A 17413-nucleotide genomic window follows, 5' to 3' on the forward strand; every position below is an offset into this window, starting at 1 on the left:
CACGGATCCCTACGAAGCGACGGGTCGCGTCCTCGTGACCGTGCGCGGTTGCTCGGTCATCGCGAAACTGGGTCGGTCCAGCTCAAAGGCAAGTCCTCCAAGGCGCACGTGGTTGGGCCACTGTGGATAACTCGTACAGACCACGAGAACGGCCGCAATACTGCTCCGCATGGGAATTCGCTACTACGGCTGGCCGCTCCGCACACAGGCTGATTTCGAGCGGGCAGTCGATGACCCGTGTGCAACGAGCTACGCGCTCGACCGACGCGAAGCGACTATCAACGAGGAAAACTGCGTCAGCCTCGACAAGGGGTTCAGGGTTCTGCTGGCCTACTTCCTGCAGGACTGGATGCCGGAACCGTCCGCCGAAAGTTTGCTCGAAGGTGACGGCCCGCCCAATACGACCGAGCTCGCCACAGTGACCGCCGCCGACCGCTGTCACTGCATCGACGACCGGCAGATCAATGTCCTGCCGCGCGCCGGGGCGTTGCTCCTGCTCGGAGACGTTCTCTACTCAGACGGGTACGCGACTTGGAAGCCGTACTACGGGATCGTGCCCGCGGAGTACGTTCGGCTCGCCGCCGACGACTACGCGCGAGTTGACCTCGCCGAACTTGAGGAAACCTGTGGTGAGGCGGACGGATCGTACTGCAGCAGTCTCTTCGGGCCGTTCCGGGAAGCGGTCCAGCGGTTCGCCGACGACGGTGCCGGCTTCTTCTACTCAATCCGCTAGCAGCGGACCGTCACCCGGCTCCGAGCGTGACCCAGACCTCTCGCCACTTGGCCGCGAGCGTGTCGATCGTCTCGTGCGCGTTGAGCCCGCTCGGCTGCGGGACCACCCACAGCGCGACGCTTGCGGGCCAACCGTCGATGGCGTGGGTATCTTGCAGCCCGAGCACCGCCTTTGGCCGCTCGAACGCAGTCCGGAAGGCCGTGATCCCGGCGACGGCGACCGCGTCCGGTCGCATGGCGCGCACTCGTTCGATGATGCGCTGACCACCTGCCAGAAGCTCCGACGCGGAGAGCTCGTCAGCGCGTGCCGTTGCTCGCCCGACGAGGTTCGTGAGCGCGATGCCACGGCCAAGCAGCTGCTGCTCATCGGCCGGCGAGAGTCCACGTGATGCGTCCACGAGCTCGTCGGTCAGCCCAGCCCGATGCAGGGACGGCCAGAAGCGGTTGCCCGGTCGAGCGAACGGGGCGTTGACCGCAGCCGTCCAGAGGCCGGGGTTGACGCCGACGATGAGCAGTCGCACGTCATGAAGGTCAACCGGCAGAATGTCGTCCATGGCGTCGTCGGCGATGCCGCTGAATTCGGCAAGCTCGGAGGTCACCGGCTTCCGACCTCTGAGCGGTGAGGGCCGACGCGCCCTCGCTGGGACGTTCGGTAGCCCGCCTGACTCGTGCACGCGCAGCTCCTCCCTGCCTCAGAACCCCTCGTTAACCGAGACCAGACTCGATAACCGAGACCAGACTCGCTAGACGTTGAAGCGGAACTCCACGACGTCGCCGTCCTGCATGACGTAGTCCTTGCCCTCCATGCGGGCCTTGCCCTTGGCGCGAGCCTCAGCGGTCGAACCGGTCTCGACGAGGTCGTCGAACGAGATGACCTCGGCCTTGATGAAACCGCGCTCGAAGTCGGTGTGGATGACCCCGGCCGCAGCCGGAGCCTTCCAGCCCTTGCGGATCGTCCAGGCGCGCGACTCCTTGGGACCGGCCGTGAGGTACGTCTGGAGGCCGAGCGTGTCGAAGCCGATGCGGGCAAGCTGGCTCAGTCCGGACTCCTCCTGCCCAAGCGAAGCGAGCAGCTCTGCCGCTTCCTCGGGATCGAGGTCGATGAGCTCCGACTCGGTCTGGGCGTCGAGGAAGATCGCCTTCGCGGGTGCCACGAGCGCAGCCAACTCTGCGAGCTTCTCCTCGCTGCCCAGCGCTGCCTCGTCGATGTTGAAGACGAAGATCATCGGCTTGGCCGTCAGCAGCCCAAGCTCCTTGATGGGCTCGAGGTCGACCTTGGTCGCAGAGAGCAGCGTGCCCTCGTCGAGCGCAGCCTTGGCCTCGCTCGCCGCCTCAAGCACGGACGAGTCGAGCCGCTTCTGCTTGACCTCCTTCTCGAAGCGCGGAAGCGCCTTCTCGAGTGTCTGCAGGTCGGCAAGGATCAGCTCGGTGTTGATCGTCTCCATGTCGCTCGCCGGCTCAACCTTGCCGTCGACGTGCACCACGTCGCCATCCTCGAAGCCGCGCACGACCTGCACGATCGCATCCGCTTCACGGATGTTCGCGAGGAACTGGTTGCCGAGCCCCTCACCTTCGCTCGCTCCGCGCACGATGCCCGCAATGTCGACGAACGACACCGCAGCGGGCAGGATGCGCTCGGAGCCGAAGATCTCGGCAAGCACCTTCAACCGAGCATCGGGCAATTCGACGACCCCCACGTTCGGCTCGATCGTGGCGAACGGGTAGTTCGCCGCGAGAACCTGGTTCTTCGTGAGTGCGTTGAAAAGGGTCGATTTGCCGACGTTGGGCAGGCCGACGATGCCAAGAGTAAGAGCCACGAGGGTCTATCGTACTTGCCCTCCGCACATTGCGGGCCGTGCCACCATGAGTGGCGTGACCATCGACTTCACGGCGATCGACTTCGAGACAGCCAACGGCTCCCCCGCCTCGGCCTGCGCTGTCGGTCTCGTGCGCGTCCGAGACGGCGCAGTGGTCGACCGGGCGACCTGGCTCATCCGGCCACCGCGTGGACACGACGTCTTCCTGCCATTCAACGTGCAACTCCACGGCATCAGTCGCGAGATGACGCGTGGCGCCGACCCCTGGGAGACGCAACTGTCGCCCTTGCTCGCGTTTCTCGGTGACGATGTGCTCGTCGCCCACAACGCCAAGTTCGACGTGGGTGTCCTGCTGGCTGCCACGCTCGCCACCCACACCGCGCTGCCGCCGCTGCGCTACTTCTGCTCGCTGCGCCTTGCCAGACGCAGCTACGAGCTGCACTCGTATCGACTGCCCGTCGCAGCGGAAGCAGCCGGGTTCACGACGCTCACGCACCACGAACCGGTCTCGGATGCGGAGGCCAGCGCGGCGATCGTCGTCGACACGGCTCGCCGCCTCGGAGCGGCGGATCTCACCGCGCTCGCGTCGCTCACCGACGTCACCATCGAGCGGATCGAGCTGGCACGCGAACGCGAGCTCGCCGCCACGCTGACGGCGGCGGCCACCTTCGCCTGAAATGTCGGAGGCACCTGCGAGGGTGGATGCATGGACCTTTTCGCACTCGCCATCGGCCTGCTCCTCGGCCTCGTCATTGGCTTCGCCCTGGCAGTCCTGCGCGGCGCCAGCCAGCGCCAGCAACTCGCCGCCGACCTCGCTGGGACGACGGCGCGCGCTGCGGCGGCCGCCGAAGCCAGGACGACCGCCGAGCAGCACCTTGAAGAAGTCCTCGCTCGCGAGCGCGCGCAGCTCGAGGCCCGCCGAACGAAGGAGGTCGGCGAGCAGCAGGTGCTCACCGCGCTTGCCCCGGTCAACAAACAGCTCGAGTTGATGCGCCGGGCGGTCGCCTCGATCGAGGAGCAGCGACTGCAGCAGCACGGCGAGCTCAGCGAGCAGCTTCGGAACCAGCACGAGGCCGACGAGCGCCTGCGCGCGACCACAGACTCCCTCGCCTCAGCGCTCCAGTCCAACCAGGCGCGCGGCGTGTGGGGAGAGGCGCAGCTGCGCAACATCGTCGAGGCGTCCGGGATGATCGAGCGCGTCGACTTCGACACGCAGGTGAGCGTAAGCGGTGAGCACGGTGCCGGCCGCCCCGACATGATCGTCCACCTCCCCGGCGAGAAGCACCTTGTTATCGACGCTAAGGCGCCGATGTCCAAGTACCTCGCAGCGAGTCAGCTCAGCGAGCTCGGCGACGACGAAGAGACGACCAGGCGGCGGGCGCTCTTGGGCGAGCACGCCAAGGCGCTCCGCGCGCACGTCACGACCCTCGCCTCCCGCGGCTACCCGAGCGCGGTTCCGGGATCGCCCGAGCTCGTCATCGCCTTCGTCCCCAGCGAGTCGGCGCTCTCAGCCGCGGTTGCCGCAGACCCAGCACTCCTCGAGGACGCGATACATCGCGGGGTCGCCGTGACCTCGCCGGTCTCCCTGTGGGCCACCCTCCGCGCGATCGCCTACGCCTGGCAGCAAGACGTCCTCGAAGACCAGGCTCACGAGATCTTCGAGCTCAGCACGCAACTCCACACTCGCCTCGGCACGCTCGCCTCGCACATCGACAGGCTCGGTCGATCGCTCGCGGGCGCCACAACGAGCTACAACGCCTTCCTCGGCTCACTCGAGACCCGAGTCCTGCCCACGGCGCGCAAGCTCGACGCGCTCAACATCGGCTCCCCCATCAGCACGCCCCGACCCGTCGAGGAACAGCTGCGCGGGCTCACCGCCCCCGAGCTCACGGAACCGACACCACTCGAGGTGCCCGAGCACGAGACGCCGAGGCGCTGACACCGCACCGAGTGTGAAACGCCGCCCGTCGCTCGCGTCGCTGGTGGAACCAGCGGAGCGGCGACGAGCGGCGGGGTGGTCTCGTCAGTGCACTCTGGAGCTCAGAGCCACTTGTCGGCGAGGTGCTCAGCAGTCACGCGTCGCACGGTGCCGGAGCGCGAGCGCAACACGACGGAGTCGGTGAGGATGCGGTCGCCAGCACGACGAACCCCAGCGCAAAGTCCGCCATCGGTTACGCCAGTAGCCACGAAGTACGTGTTCTCGGTGCGCACCAGGTCGTCTTGGGTGAGCACCGCGTCGAGGTCATGCCCCGCGCCGATCGCGCGCTCGCGTTCCTCCGCATTGCGGGGGTACCAGCGGCCCTGCAGGACACCACCGAGCGCCTTGATCGCACAGGCCGTGATGATGCCCTCCGGCGTGCCGCCGATGCCGACGCACATGTCGATCCGGCCCGTGCCGCGAGCAGCGTTGATGCCACCCGCGACGTCGCCGTCGAGCATGAGCTGGGTCCCTGCACCCGCCGCGCGAATCTCGTTGATCAGTTCTTCATGCCTCGGACGGTCGAGGACCGCGATGACCATGTCTTCGACGGGCTTGTTCTTCGCCTTGGACAGCGCTCGGATGTTCTCACCGATCGGACGAGCAAGGTCGATCACGCCGACGCCCTCCGGGCCGGTGACGATCTTCTCCATGTAGAAGAGATCCTTCGGGTTGTACATCGACCCACGGTCTGCCACCGCGATGACGCTGAGCGCGTTCTGCCGACCCGCCGCGGTCAGGCTCGTGCCATCAATCGGGTCAACCGCGATATCGCAGTCTGGACCCTGGCCGTTCCCGACCTGCTCGCCGTTGAAGAGCATCGGGGCCTCGTCCTTCTCGCCCTCGCCGATGACGACGACGCCAGCGAAGTCGACCGTGGAGAGGAACTTGCGCATCGCGTCGACGGCCGCACCGTCGGCCGCGTTCTTGTCGCCACGACCGATGAAAGGCGTCGCCCTGATGGCCGCCGCCTCAGTCGCACGCACCAACTCCATGGCGAGGTTGCGGTCGGGATTCGCGAAGAGCTGCCCGTGCTCAGGAGTCGGAGTGGCGGAGGTTGAGGTCACAGGGGTCCCTTTCGCTGGCGTTGTGGACGTTCTCGCCGAGCAATCACACGACACCATTGCTCCGCGCTATCCGGTTCCCAAGCCTAGTACGCGCGCTCGGAGAAATTCGGTCGCCCTGGATAGACTCCCTGGAGAAGATCCAAGCGCTGAAGGAGCACACATGCCCATCGCAACACCGGACCAGTACGCCGAGATGCTGAACCGAGCCAAGGAAGGCGGTTTCGCGTACCCCGCGATCAACGTCTCCAGCTCGTCGACCATCAACTCCGTGCTGCAGGGTCTCACCGAGGCCGGTTCAGACGGCATCCTCCAGGTCACCACCGGCGGCGCCGACTACTTCGCCGGCCAGAGCGTTAAGGCTCGCGCATCAGGCGCACTCGCCATGGCTGCCTTCGCCCACGAAGTCGCGAAGAACTACCCGATCACGGTAGCGCTGCACACCGACCACTGCCCGAAGGACGCCCTCGACGGCTTCGTCTACCCGCTGCTCGAAGCATCCGCTGAGCAGATCAAGCGCGGTGGCGAGCCGATCTTCCAGTCGCACATGTGGGACGGGTCGGCCGTGCCGCTCACCGAGAACCTCGAGATCGCATCCAAGATCCTCAAGCTCACGCAGGCCAACAACCAGATCCTCGAGGTCGAGATTGGCGTCGTCGGCGGCGAAGAAGACGGCGTCGCGCACGAGATCAACGAGCACCTCTACACGACCCTCGACGACGCGATCGCAACCGTCGAGGCACTCGGCCTCGGCGACCGCGGGCGCTACATGGCCGCTCTGACCTTCGGAAACGTGCACGGCGTCTACAAGCCCGGCAACGTCAAGCTGCGTCCGGAACTGCTCGCCGAGATCCAGGCTGGCCTCGCCGAGAAGTACGGCACGGGTGCCAAGCCGCTCGACCTCGTTTTCCACGGTGGCTCCGGCTCGACCGATGAGGAAATCGCCGAGGCGGTCCGCAACGGCGTCGTGAAGATGAACATCGACACCGACACGCAGTACGCCTTCAGCCGCTCGGTCGCCGACTCGGTGCTGAAGAACTACGACGGCTTCCTCAAGATCGACGGCGAAGTCGGCAACAAGAAGATCTACGACCCCCGCGCGTGGGGCAAGAAGGCCGAGACCGCCATGGCTGCTCGCGTCGTCGAAGCCACCAAGCAGCTCGGCTCGTTCGGTCACTCAGCCGCGTGAGCGTGACGCCGGGAGCCGAGCAGCAGGACTCGACGCAGGAGGCGAAGCGCAAGAACGACCGCTTCCTCGGCATCGGGTTCCTGGTGCTCGGCCTCGTCGCCACGATCCTGAACATGACGGCGTTCACGGAGAACTCGTTGGCGGGCCAGATGGCCCTGCTCTACGAGGACTTCGGGATCAGCGACTACGTGCGGCCTGAGGGGCTCGCCATGCTGTCGCTGACGGCGATCCTCGTCCTCCCAGCGATCTACGCGCTGACGCTGTACCTCACCCTCATCCGGTGGCGTGCCGGGAAACGGGCGATGTGGATCCCGATCATCGGTGCCGTCGTCACGCTCATCGCGATCTTCGGACTCACGTTGACGGCGCTGCTCATGCACGGCGAGCTCCTCCAGGCGATCTCGAGCGGGGCGCTGCCAACGGCGACACCCACCTCGACCTAGGAGACACTTCCGCGCTCATCCAGGGCAGCCTCCCTGTTCTCCACAGCCGGGGAAGGTCGGCCGCCGCACGCGATATCCTCGAATTCGCATGCGGCGGCCGATGTTCGTGTTCCGCCCGCGTCGCTCCCGGTTGCACACGCGTCGGGCAGTTCCAGCTCCGAGAAGAGGCACGTGGTCGTCATCCAGCCCCCGAAGTCGACGCCGGATGCCCCGTGGCCGGTCAGCGTCGTCTCCGAACTCGTCCGCGACTGGATAGCGAGACTCGGCTCCGTGTGGATCGAGGGTGAGCTGACCGGATGGAGCATCCGCGGCGGCCACGCCTACGGGAAGATCAAGGACCTCGAGGCCGACGCGACGCTCTCCGTCACGGCCTGGCGCAGCGTCGTGCAACGCCTCGACGGTGAGTTCAAGCAGGGCGACCGCGTCATCGCGAGCGTTAAGCCGGACTTCTGGGTCAAGGGGGGAACCCTGTCGATGCAGGTCTCCGACCTGCGCCACGTCGGTCTCGGCGACCTGCTCGAGCGCCTCGAGCGACTGCGGAAGCAGCTCGCATCCGAAGGGCTCTTCAGTGAGGACCGCAAGAGGCCGCTCCCCTTCCTTCCCGGCACGATCGGGCTCATCACCGGCCGAGAGTCCGACGCCGAGAAGGATGTGCGCCGCAACTCCGAGCTGCGCTGGCCAGCGGTGCAGTTCCGGACGATCCACACCTCGGTGCAAGGCGAGCGAACCGTCGCTGAGGTCTCGGCGGCCCTCCGTGAGCTCGACGCTGACCCGGAGATCGACGTCATCATCGTCGCCCGAGGCGGCGGCGACTTCCAGCATCTCCTCCCGTTCAGCGACGAGAGCCTGGTGCGGCTCGTCGCGACGCTCTCCACCCCCATCGTGAGCGCCATCGGCCACGAAGCGGACCGCCCGCTGCTCGACGACGTCGCCGATCTCCGAGCCTCCACCCCGACCGACGCGGCAAAGCGCGTCGTCCCCGACGTCGCCGAAGAGCTCGCGGGCGTGCAGCAGGCGAGATCACGCATCCTTCAGCGCATCGTCGACCGCGTCCGTAGCGAGTCCAGTGCACTCGACGCCCTCGTGTCGCGTCCGGCCCTTGCCAATCCTTCCTGGATCATCGACCAGCGAGGCGAAGAGCTCATGCGGGCCTCGCAGCGCGGCGAAGAGCTCATCACCCGGCGCATCGACCGTGAGCAGGATCGCCTCGAATCACTCTCGCGTCACCTGCGCGGACTCTCCCCGCAGGGCACGCTGGAGCGCGGCTACTCGATCGTCGAGCGCGTCGACGGGGACTCGCGGCGGCTTGTCACCGCCTGGCAGGAGGCGCCTGCCTCCAGCGAGCTCCGCATCCGCACCGCGGACGGACGCATCTCAGCCACGTCGTTCGGCGGCGAGGCCATCACCACGACCGGCGCCCCGAGCGGCGCGACGGAGGCGAACGTAGAATGACCACCATGCAGGAACAGTCCGACATCGCAGAGCTCAGCTACGAGCAGGCGCGCGACGAGCTCATCTCGGTCGTGAGCCAGCTCGAGCAGGGCAGCGCCTCGCTTGAGGCGTCGCTCAAGCTGTGGGAGCGAGGCGAGCAGCTCGCAGCCCACTGCGAATCGTGGCTTCTCGGAGCTCGCAAGCGGCTCGAGGCCGCGCGGCGACGCGATGACAGCGCGGACGAGGCCTGATGGCCAAGCAGAAGCAGCCGCCGATCGTCGCGGAGCTCGGTCGTCCTGAGACTCCAGAGGAGACCTTCGCCCGCAAAGCGGAGTCGTCACGCCTCTACCGCAAACGGAAGACGATCAACAACCTCGTCTACTCGCTGCTCGTCTCGCTCGGCCTTGTGATCTTCATCGTCGCGATCGTTCCCCGCAACGAGACGCCCGTCACCTTCGACGTCGATTTCGCAGCTGAGGCGCAGAGCGCGCAAGGCGACTTCGATGTGCCCCTCGTCGTGCCAAAGGTGCCGGAAGACTGGACCGCCAACGAGGCCGAGATCCGCACGAGCGCCGACGGCGTGAGCGCGTGGTACGTCGGCTTCCTCGTCGGCCCGAAGGAAGCCCCGACCGAGTACGTCGGCCTGAGCCAGGGTATCGGCGTCAACCCGACCTGGTTGCTTGACGCCACTCGGGAACGGACCCCCACGGGTACGGTCCAGGTCGGCGGGCTCGACTGGGTTGAATACGACGCCACAGACCTGAGCCCGGAAGACGCCGGCAACCGCGCGTACATGCTCGTGCTCGAGCAGGGCGACCAGGCGTACCTCGTGTACGGCAACAACGACCCTGAGACCGTCACCGAGCTCGCAGAGCTCGTCGCCGCCGAACTCGACTGAGGCCAGCACTCGGTAGGCTGGCTACAACAGAGATCGGCTACCTGGAAAGGTCACACAACGTGGTGGAAAATCAAGACGAGTACCGCATCGAGCACGACACGATGGGTGAAGTGCGCGTTCCGAAGAACGCCCTCTACGCCGCGCAGACACAGCGCGCCGTCGAGAACTTCCCCATCTCCGGTGCAGGTCTCGAGCCCGGTCAGATCATCGCCCTCGCACGCATCAAGCGCGCCGCAGCGATCGTCAACGCCAAGCTCGGCATCATCGAGCAGCCCGTGGCCGACGCCATCGTGGCGGCCGCGCAGCAGGTCATCGATGGGCAGCACCTCGACCAGTTCCCGATCGACGTGTACCAGACCGGCTCTGGCACCTCGTCCAACATGAACATCAACGAAGTCCTGGCGACCCTCGCGACTCGCGGGCTCGGCGACACGGTGCATCCGAACGACCACGTCAACGCCTCGCAGTCGTCGAACGACGTCTTCCCGACGTCGGTCCACGTCGCCGTCACCGACGCGCTCCTCAACGACCTGGTGCCAGGTCTCGAGCACCTCGCGGAAGCGCTCGAGCGCAAGGCCGAGCAGTGGGCGACGACGGTTAAGGCCGGCCGAACGCACCTGATGGATGCGACGCCCGTGACGCTCGGACAGGAATTCGCCGGGTACGCCCGACAGATCCGACTCGGCATCGAGCGAGTCCAGTCGACCATCTCCCGCGTTGCCGAGGTGCCGCTCGGTGGCACCGCGACCGGCACCGGCATCAACACCCCGGCCGGATTCTCGCAGCAGGTCATCGCAGAGCTGGCCGACAACGCCCAGCTCCCGCTCACGGAGGCGCTTGACCACTTCGAGGCGCAGGGTGCGCGCGACGGCCTCGTCGAGGCCTCCGGCGCACTCCGCACGATCGCCGTGAGCCTGATCAAGATCAACAACGACCTCCGCTGGATGGGCTCGGGCCCGAACACCGGCCTCGGCGAGCTCCAGATCCCCGACCTGCAGCCTGGGTCCTCGATCATGCCCGGCAAGGTCAACCCTGTCGTGCCCGAGGCCGTGCTCATGGTCGCCTCCCGAGTCATCGGCAACGACGCGGCGATCGTGTTCGGCGGCGCATCGGGCTCCTTCGAGCTCAACGTGCAGATCCCGGTCATGGGAACCGCCCTGCTCGAGTCGATCCGCCTTCTCGCGAACAGCGTCCGCGTGCTCGCCGACAAGACGGTCGACGGGCTCGTCGCCAACGAGGAGCGCGCCCGCGCCCTCGCCGAGTCCTCGCCGTCGATCGTCACGCCGCTCAACCGCGTCATCGGCTACGAGGCGGCCGCCAAGATCGCCAAGCATTCCGTCGCCAACAAGGTCACGGTGCGCCAGGCCGTCATCGACCTGGGCTACGTCGAGCGCGGCGAGATCACCGAGGCTCAGCTCGACGAGAAGCTCGACGTGCTGAGCATGACCTCGCCGAACCTCTAGCGGCCCCGCAGCTCTCGCAGCCGCTCACCGAGAAGAGACCCGTCGTGCACCGTCACGGCGGGTCTCTTGTGCGCGGACGGCCCAAACGCGAAGATGGCGGCGCCAATTCCGCCTCTTCCTGCTCCCGACCCGGCCAGTCCTCGAAAGCCCCTGCAGTCCCCGGCCCGTCATCACCCCGGTACGGCGGCCAACCACACGACCGGCAACCAATAGCCCGCGAGCAGAGCAGGCCCGAACGCGATGCTGCGATGACGGTCCCGCGTACGCACCAGCACGACCGCGCTCTGCACACCCCCGCACACCACCGCGAGCAGGCCCGACAGCAACGCATTCGCGGGGTCGACCAGGGCCGCCGACCAGGCGAGCACCGCGCCCAACTTCACGTCGCCCATGCCCAGGCCGCCGAGCAACGACAACGCCAGCAGCAGCAGGAGGGTGACGACCCCCGTCAGCGCGGCCGACAGATCCGGGGTGCCTCGCAGGACCCACGCGGCTGTCCAGGCGAGTAGCGCACCAAGACCTGCAAGCCCCACCAGCGGATTCGGCAGGCGATGCTCGCGGAGATCGGTGGCGATCAGTCGCGGACTGACGATCGCCAGCGAAAGCAGTGCAGGCAGCATCTCGGGGCGTTCCGGGATCGCGGCGGCGCAACTCACCCCAATCAGGGCACCAATGCCGACGATCTCCCGGGGCCCCGGCTGCTGCGACCATGAGGCTGGACCCCGCGCTCCCCCAGACTTCTGCGCGGAGCCCAGCCTCGTCACAGCAGAGGAGCTTCCCCCAACTCGCTCTGCCATGGCAGAACGCTAGTCAGTTCTCTCGCACCTCGCGGAGGTTATCCACAGCCGACCTGAGCGCCGAAGCGCTGCGCCCAGGCCGTGCCGTGCCGTGCCGCCGCAGCTCAGACCTCGTAGTCGCCGAGCAGCTCGGTGACGAGTGCCGCGATGTCGCTGCGCTCCGATCGGGTGAGCGTCATGTGCGCGAAGAGCTTGTGCCCCTTGAGCGTCTCGATGACCGACGCGACCCCATCGTGTCGCCCGACCCGCAGGTTGTCGCGCTGCGCGACATCGTGGGTGAGCACTACGCGAGAATTCTTGCCGATCCGAGACAGCATCGTGAGCAGCACGTTCCGCTCGAGCGACTGAGCCTCATCCACGATCACGAACGCGTCGTGCAGCGATCGTCCACGAATGTGCGTGAGCGGCAGGATCTCGAGCATCCCTCGGTCCATGACCTCGTCGATGACGTTCTCCGAGACGATCGCCGAGAGCGCGTCGTAGACGGCTTGGCCCCACGGATTCATCTTCTCGCCCTGGTCGCCGGGGAGGAACCCCAGCTCCTGACCACCAACCGCGAACAGGGGACGGAACACCATGATTTTGCGGTGCAACCCGCGCTCGAGCACCGACTCGAGCCCCGCGGCGAGTGCGAGGGCGCTCTTCCCCGTCCCCGCTCTGCCGCCGAGCGAGACAATGCCGATCGACTGATCCAGCAGCAGGTCGATGGCGAGCCGCTGCTCCGCCGATCGTCCGTGCACGCCGAAGACGTCCAGATCGCCACGTACGAGACGGACCGCGCCCTTCCCCGACACGCGTCCAAGTGCTGACCCTCGGTCCGAGTGAATCACGAGGCTCGTGTTCACCGGAAGACCGTCGACGACCTCGGTCGTCACGTGCTCGTCCGCGTAGAGCGTGTCCAGCTCGTCAGCGCCGAGCGAGATCTCGGCGACGCCCGTGTAGCCGGTGTCACGGGCCAGTTCTGCCCGGTACTCCTCAGCCGCGAGGCCGATGGCCGACGCCTTCACGCGCATCGGCAGGTCCTTCGAGACCACCGTGACCGCAAGCCCCTCGCCGGCGAGGTTCTGTGCGACGGCGAGGATGCGCGTGTCGTTGTCGCCGAGCTGCATCCCGCTCGGGAGCACGCTCATGTTCGAGTGGTTGAGCTCGACGCGGAGCGTTCCGCCGGCCTCACCGATCGCGATCGGGAAGTCGAGCCGCTCGTGCTTGATGCGCAGCTCGTCGAGGAACCGCAGCGCCTGGCGTGCGAAGTACCCGAGCTCGGGATCGTGACGCTTCTTCTCGAGCTCCGTGATGACGACGACAGGAATGACAACGGCGTGCTCCGCGAAGCGGAACAGCGCCCTCGGATCGCTGAGCAGGACCGACGTGTCGAGCACGTAGGTCCGGGTCGAGATGGAAGATTCGGGAGCCGTGCTGTGCACGGCGCCCCCTTCCTCGTTCTCGAGGTGGTCGGTGTTGCGCTGTGCGGGTGTCACGGCAGTTCCGCTCCTTCGCCAAGCTCTCGCTCGTCGTTGGGTTATGCCACGACCACAGGGGGAATCGGTAGGGTGAAACGAACTTCGGGAACCTGTGGCCGTTTCGATCAGGCACCGTACCTGATGGCATTAACGTACGACGATCACGGCTTCGCCACGCGCAGGCGAACGTTAAATCTTGGTGCGTGTCTGGGTGCCGACGACTACTGCCCGTAGCGACGCTGCCGGAACGCGAAATCGCGCAGAGCTCGAAGGAAATCGACCTCACGCAGGTCTGGGCCGAGGGCCTCCACGAAGTAGAACTCCGAGTGCGCTGACTGCCACAGCATGAAGTCGCTGAGGCGCTGCTCCCCCGACGTCCTGATGACGAGGTCTGGATCCGGTTGGCCACCGGTGTACAGGTGCTCCGCGATGAGATCCGGGGTCAGGATGTCCGCGAGGGCCGCGACGTCGCCCCCGTCGGCGGCGTGTGCCCGCACGATCCGGCGCATCGCGTCGACGATCTCACTCCGCCCTCCGTAGCCGACAGCCAGGTTGACGTGCATCCCGCGCCGTTCCGCGGTGTCGCGCTGGAGACGTTCGAGCGTGGTGCCGAGCCCTTCGGGAAGGTGCTCGGACGAGCCGGCGTGGTGGACCCGCCAGCGCGCGTTCTCGGCGATCTGCATCGCCAACTTCTCGATGATGTCGATCAGCGCGTCCAGCTCTTCGCTGCTGCGGTTCTTGAGGTTGTCGTTCGACAGGAGGTAGAGGGTGACGACCTGCACGCCCTCTCGGTCGCACCAGGCCAGGAACTCCATCATCTTGGCCGCGCCGGCGGCGTGTCCCTGCGCGGCGTCGCGCAGTCCCAGCTGCCTGGCCCAGCGTCTGTTGCCGTCGATGATCATCGCGACGTGCTTCGGCTTAGGGCGCCCGTGCAGAGATCGACGCAGCCGTCTCGTGTACAGCCCGTAAAGGAAGCTCCGCAAGCTGGTGGGAATCATCGACATGGTGCAAACAACGTACCGGACCGTGGGTCAGATACGCGTGCACGGGGCCGCGTAGAGTGCGAGGGTGGCTTCAGAACATCACGCTGACGCAGAACTCGACCCGGGTCCAGAGCCCGCGGTCCACCTCCCCCTGCTCGAAGCAGACTCCGGTGCTCGCCCCACCGACGCGAAGCCGTCGTGGCGTGGCTGGGTGCATGCCGGCACGCTGCCGGTGTCGATCGCGGCGGGGATCGTGCTCATCCTGCTTGCCGAGGGCACGACGGCGAAGCTTGCCTGCACGCTCTACGCCATCTGTTCCTGGCTGCTGTTCGGTATCTCCGCGCTCTACCACCGCTTCAACTGGAGCGAGAAGACGCGCGTCGCGCTCAAGCGCTTCGATCACGCCAACATCTTCCTGCTCATCTCCGGCACCTACGCACCCATCGCCCTGGTGGCGCTGCCGCCGGACAAGGGCTGGCCGCTGTTCGGGATCGTCTGGGGCGCGGCCCTGCTCGGCATATGCTTCCGAGTGTTCTGGATCGGCGCACCACGCTGGCTCTACGTGGCGCTCTACATCGCTCTGGGGTGGGCCGCCGTGGCCTACCTTGGCGACATCGCGGCCGTCAACGTGGCCACGGTGGTCCTCATCGTGGTCGGCGGGCTGTTCTACACCGTAGGAGCGGTCTTTTACGCCGTGAAGCGACCCAACTTCTGGCCGGGCCACTTCGGCTTCCACGAGCTGTTCCACGTCTTCACGGTGCTGGCGTTCCTGAGCCAGTGGACGGGCATCCTCCTGCTCTGCATCGACCCGCCCGTGTTCTCCTAGTCGCTCGCGTTCCTGCGGTCAGACTCCGGGCTGGCTTCGGCTTCAGAAGCTGGCTGCCGGGGTTCGCCGCCCGACGCCCCATCGGCCGCAGCCTGGTTGGCCGCAGCCTCGGCCCGCAGCTGCTCGCGGATGCGCGCCCTCGCTTGCACACGGCTGGTGCGGCGGATGAGGTCCATAACCAGGAGCCCGGTCGCAACGGCGACGAAGATGAAAACGAAGAAGCCGAGCGGGCCGGGCGTGACGTCGTCGGGGTTGAAGGGCAGTTCCTCGCCAGGCGACGGCACCGCGGTGGCCAGTGCGAGGGTCCAGGCGTGCGCCTGCGCGAAGAGCATCACGCGGTGGTCTCCGAGGCGCCCTGCCGGTCGTCGTTGCGTTCGTCGACGCCAGCGAAGAGATCGGTCTCCGGCGTCGGCGCATCGACTCGGGAGTCGATCAGCTCGAAGTCGTCGTAGGGGTAGGCGGCCGCCTCAATGTCGCGCGGGATCGCGAAGAACCCGCTATCGGGTGCGACCTGGCTCGCGTGCGAGCGCAGTGCCGAGTCCCGTGCGTCGAAGAAGTCGTCGATCTGGATCTGGGTCGTCACGTTGCTCGGCTTGTCGCGCATCCACGCCAGCATCTGCTCGAGGCGCTCGAGCAGGGGCGACTCCGGGTCGAGCGACTTGATGTGCTGCAGCAGGCTGTCGGCACGCTTGCCGTTCATGGTGCGGTCGTAGTAAAGCTTCGAGATGCGCCACGGAGCGCCGAGCTCAGGGTGCGTCGCGAGGCCTGACTCGCGCCACACGCGCATCGACACGTCGTGCGTCCGGATGTGGTCGGGATGCGGGTATCCGCCGTTCTCGTCGTACGTGACGAGAACGTGGGGCCGGAACTCCCGAACGATGCGCAGGAGGGGACGCGCGGAGATATCGAGAGGGATGCTCGCGAAGGAGTTCGCAGGCAGCGAGCCGTCTTCTGAGGCCATGCCGGAGTCGACATATCCGAGCCACCGATGCTCGACGCCCAGGATCTCCTGCGCTGCAGCCATCTCGACGCGGCGTAGCCCCGCCAGGTCCCGCTGTGCGTGGTAGACGGACTCGAGCCCGGGGTTGAGGATGTCTCCCGCCTCGCCACCGGTGCAGCTGACTACCATCACCTCGGCACCCTTGGCGCGGTATGCGGCGTAGGTCGCGGCGCCCTTGCTTGACTCGTCGTCGGGATGGGCGTGGACCGCCAACAGTCGAAGTGTCACTGGTCTCCTCGTGGAACGTTAACCTAGGTACAGAGCCTATCTCGCGCGGCCGCCAGTTTCTGGCCGCGCCCACCCTCCCGCCGAGAGGAACCCCCAGTGCCAGCTGACCGCGAGACCGTCGTCGACGCAGCCCCCTCAGCTGACCTCGTCGACCGGTACGGCAAGCGCGCGCCCCGATCCGAGAAGAAACCGGAGCGTTGGATCTGGATGGTCGTCGGCATCTTTGTCATCGCCGTCGTCGCGTTCTGGGCGACAACGACGGTCGGCCCCGTGTCGTCCTCGGCGATTCGCGCCGACACGGTCCGCTTCTCGATCGTCGACGACGCCAACGTCAGCTTCGACTACCGCATCACCGCTCCTGCAGGCACCGCCGTCACCTGCGCGATCGAGATCCGCGACGAACAGCAAGCCGTCGTGGGTTGGGACGTCGTCGACGTGCCGCCCACCGACGAACCCTCGCAAGTGCTCAACGTGCAGGTCCGCACGACGAAGGAAGGCACCACGGCTTTGGTGAAGGAATGCTGGTTGCCGTAACATGGTGGTCGAGGCCCTGACTCGTGTCAGGGCTTTGGTCGTATCCGGCTGCACAAGGAGTTCCAGCATGGCTAACCCATCGGTGACCTGGCTCACCCAGGAGACATATGACCGCCTGAAGGCGGAGCTCGACGAGCTCGCCGTGAACGGTCGCGAGGAGATCGCGAAGCGCATCGAAGAGGCGCGCGAAGACGGCGACCTCAAGGAGAACGCCGGCTACCACGCAGCCAAGGACGAGCAGGGCAAAATTGAAGCCAGAATCAACCAGCTCGAGACCATGCTCAAGAACTCAGAGGTCCGCGAGGCCCCGGAAGCCTCCGGCATCGTCGAGACCGGCACCGTCGTGACCGCCAAGATCGGCGGGAAGGAGCAGAAGTTCCTGCTCGGCAGCCGTGAGATGGCTTCCCAGACGCAGTTGCGCGTGTACTCGGGTGAGAGCCCGCTCGGCGCGTCCATCCTCGGCCTGGCCGTCGGCGCTGCCACGAGCTACGAAGCCCCAAACGGCAACTCCATCGACGTCGAGATCGTCGAAGTCGAGACGTTCCACCCGTAGCCAACACCGGCACGCGC

20 protein-coding genes are annotated in these 17413 nt (G+C 66.7%); 12 read left to right on the top strand and 8 right to left on the bottom strand.

All coding sequences use genetic code 11. The features are described from left to right. The first annotated feature begins 169 nt into the window (after positions 1-169). Positions 170-733 carry a hypothetical protein gene (locus ACPYN9_RS06700; protein ID WP_424465052.1) on the top strand — a complete coding sequence of 188 codons (564 nt, stop codon included), beginning with the start codon at positions 170-172 and terminating at the stop codon, positions 731-733. Between the two features lie 10 nt (positions 734-743). Here ACPYN9_RS06700 and ACPYN9_RS06705 read toward each other — a convergent pair whose 3' ends face one another. Both ACPYN9_RS06705 and ychF read right to left on the bottom strand, forming a co-directional pair. After that, positions 744-1331, bottom strand: coding sequence for a mismatch-specific DNA-glycosylase (locus ACPYN9_RS06705; protein WP_424465054.1), 588 nt, complete (start codon positions 1329-1331; stop codon positions 744-746). A 144-nt stretch (positions 1332-1475) separates the two neighbouring features. Next, a complete protein-coding gene (gene ychF / locus ACPYN9_RS06710) occupies positions 1476-2549 on the bottom strand; it encodes a redox-regulated ATPase YchF (protein ID WP_424465056.1) in 1074 nt (357 codons plus the stop codon). 46 nt (positions 2550-2595) lie between these two features. Here ychF and ACPYN9_RS06715 point away from each other — a divergent pair, with 46 nt between their 5' ends. Further along, positions 2596-3225, top strand: a complete 630-nt coding sequence (locus tag ACPYN9_RS06715) for a 3'-5' exonuclease (RefSeq protein ID WP_424465058.1) — start codon at positions 2596-2598, stop codon at positions 3223-3225. A gap of 30 nt (positions 3226-3255) precedes the next feature. Then, positions 3256-4488: a DNA recombination protein RmuC gene (locus ACPYN9_RS06720; protein WP_424465059.1), complete on the top strand. Its 1233-nt coding sequence runs from the start codon at positions 3256-3258 to the stop codon at positions 4486-4488. Positions 4489-4589: 101 nt separating this feature from the next. Here the strand turns inward: ACPYN9_RS06720 and glpX are convergent, their stop codons facing one another. After that, entirely contained in the window at positions 4590-5522 is a 933-nt protein-coding gene (gene glpX, locus ACPYN9_RS06725) for a class II fructose-bisphosphatase (protein ID WP_424465198.1), read from the bottom strand. Positions 5523-5754: 232 nt separating this feature from the next. On the opposite strand from glpX, the gene fbaA reads away from it, so the two are divergent. The 6 genes from fbaA (at position 5755) to ACPYN9_RS06755 (ending at position 11015) form a co-directional block, all read left to right on the top strand. Further along, positions 5755-6780: a class II fructose-bisphosphate aldolase gene (gene fbaA / locus ACPYN9_RS06730; protein WP_424465061.1), complete on the top strand. Its 1026-nt coding sequence runs from the start codon at positions 5755-5757 to the stop codon at positions 6778-6780. Further along, the gene (locus ACPYN9_RS06735) at positions 6693-7223 is read left to right on the top strand and encodes a DUF6264 family protein (protein ID WP_424465062.1); all 531 of its coding nucleotides are present in this window, start codon (positions 6693-6695) and stop codon (positions 7221-7223) included. Before fbaA ends, ACPYN9_RS06735 begins: the two co-directional genes overlap by 88 nt. Positions 7224-7394: 171 nt before the next feature. Next, positions 7395-8675, top strand: a complete 1281-nt coding sequence (xseA, locus tag ACPYN9_RS06740; protein ID WP_424465064.1) for an exodeoxyribonuclease VII large subunit — start codon at positions 7395-7397, stop codon at positions 8673-8675. Positions 8676-8680: 5 nt separating this feature from the next. Further along, positions 8681-8905, top strand: a complete 225-nt coding sequence (locus tag ACPYN9_RS06745) for an exodeoxyribonuclease VII small subunit (protein WP_424465066.1) — start codon at positions 8681-8683, stop codon at positions 8903-8905. Beyond that, positions 8905-9552 (top strand): DUF4245 domain-containing protein, encoded by a 648-nt coding sequence (locus ACPYN9_RS06750; protein ID WP_424465068.1) that lies wholly within the window; start codon positions 8905-8907, stop codon positions 9550-9552. Before ACPYN9_RS06745 ends, ACPYN9_RS06750 begins: the two co-directional genes overlap by 1 nt. 59 nt (positions 9553-9611) lie before the next feature. Beyond that, positions 9612-11015: a class II fumarate hydratase gene (locus ACPYN9_RS06755; protein ID WP_424465070.1), complete on the top strand. Its 1404-nt coding sequence runs from the start codon at positions 9612-9614 to the stop codon at positions 11013-11015. A 170-nt stretch (positions 11016-11185) separates the two neighbouring features. On the opposite strand, the gene ACPYN9_RS06760 is transcribed toward ACPYN9_RS06755, so the two are convergent. The 3 genes from ACPYN9_RS06760 to ACPYN9_RS06770 all read right to left on the bottom strand — a co-directional run bounded on the left by ACPYN9_RS06760 (position 11186) and on the right by ACPYN9_RS06770 (position 14270). Next, positions 11186-11671 carry a prepilin peptidase gene (locus ACPYN9_RS06760; protein ID WP_424465072.1) on the bottom strand — a complete coding sequence of 162 codons (486 nt, stop codon included), beginning with the start codon at positions 11669-11671 and terminating at the stop codon, positions 11186-11188. Positions 11672-11916: 245 nt separating this feature from the next. Then, positions 11917-13236, bottom strand: coding sequence for a PhoH family protein (locus ACPYN9_RS06765; RefSeq protein ID WP_424465200.1), 1320 nt, complete (start codon positions 13234-13236; stop codon positions 11917-11919). 257 nt (positions 13237-13493) lie between these two features. Beyond that, positions 13494-14270, bottom strand: a complete 777-nt coding sequence (locus ACPYN9_RS06770) for an isoprenyl transferase (RefSeq protein WP_424465202.1) — start codon at positions 14268-14270, stop codon at positions 13494-13496. Between the two features lie 70 nt (positions 14271-14340). On the opposite strand from ACPYN9_RS06770, the gene trhA reads away from it, so the two are divergent. Next, on the top strand, positions 14341-15081 hold the full coding sequence (trhA, locus tag ACPYN9_RS06775) for a PAQR family membrane homeostasis protein TrhA (protein ID WP_424465073.1): 741 nt from the start codon (positions 14341-14343) through the stop codon (positions 15079-15081). Here trhA and ACPYN9_RS06780 read toward each other — a convergent pair. Then, a complete protein-coding gene (locus ACPYN9_RS06780) occupies positions 15078-15416 on the bottom strand; it encodes a hypothetical protein (RefSeq protein ID WP_424465075.1) in 339 nt (112 codons plus the stop codon). The two genes, trhA and ACPYN9_RS06780, sit on opposite strands and share 4 nt — an antisense overlap. Next, positions 15413-16309, bottom strand: coding sequence for a mycothiol conjugate amidase Mca (gene mca, locus ACPYN9_RS06785; RefSeq protein ID WP_424465076.1), 897 nt, complete (start codon positions 16307-16309; stop codon positions 15413-15415). The genes ACPYN9_RS06780 and mca overlap by 4 nt, the downstream gene beginning before the upstream one ends. Positions 16310-16405: 96 nt before the next feature. On the opposite strand from mca, the gene ACPYN9_RS06790 reads away from it, so the two are divergent. Both ACPYN9_RS06790 and greA read left to right on the top strand, forming a co-directional pair. Continuing rightward, positions 16406-16843, top strand: a complete 438-nt coding sequence (locus ACPYN9_RS06790; protein WP_424465078.1) for a DUF4307 domain-containing protein — start codon at positions 16406-16408, stop codon at positions 16841-16843. A gap of 67 nt (positions 16844-16910) precedes the next feature. Beyond that, complete coding sequence (greA, locus tag ACPYN9_RS06795) at positions 16911-17396, top strand: transcription elongation factor GreA (protein ID WP_424465080.1); 486 nt, start codon at positions 16911-16913, stop codon at positions 17394-17396. Positions 17397-17413 lie beyond the last annotated feature (17 nt).

It is taken from the genome of Pseudoclavibacter helvolus, assembly GCF_049707175.1.
Lineage (GTDB): Bacteria > Actinomycetota > Actinomycetes > Actinomycetales > Microbacteriaceae > Pseudoclavibacter > Pseudoclavibacter helvolus_A.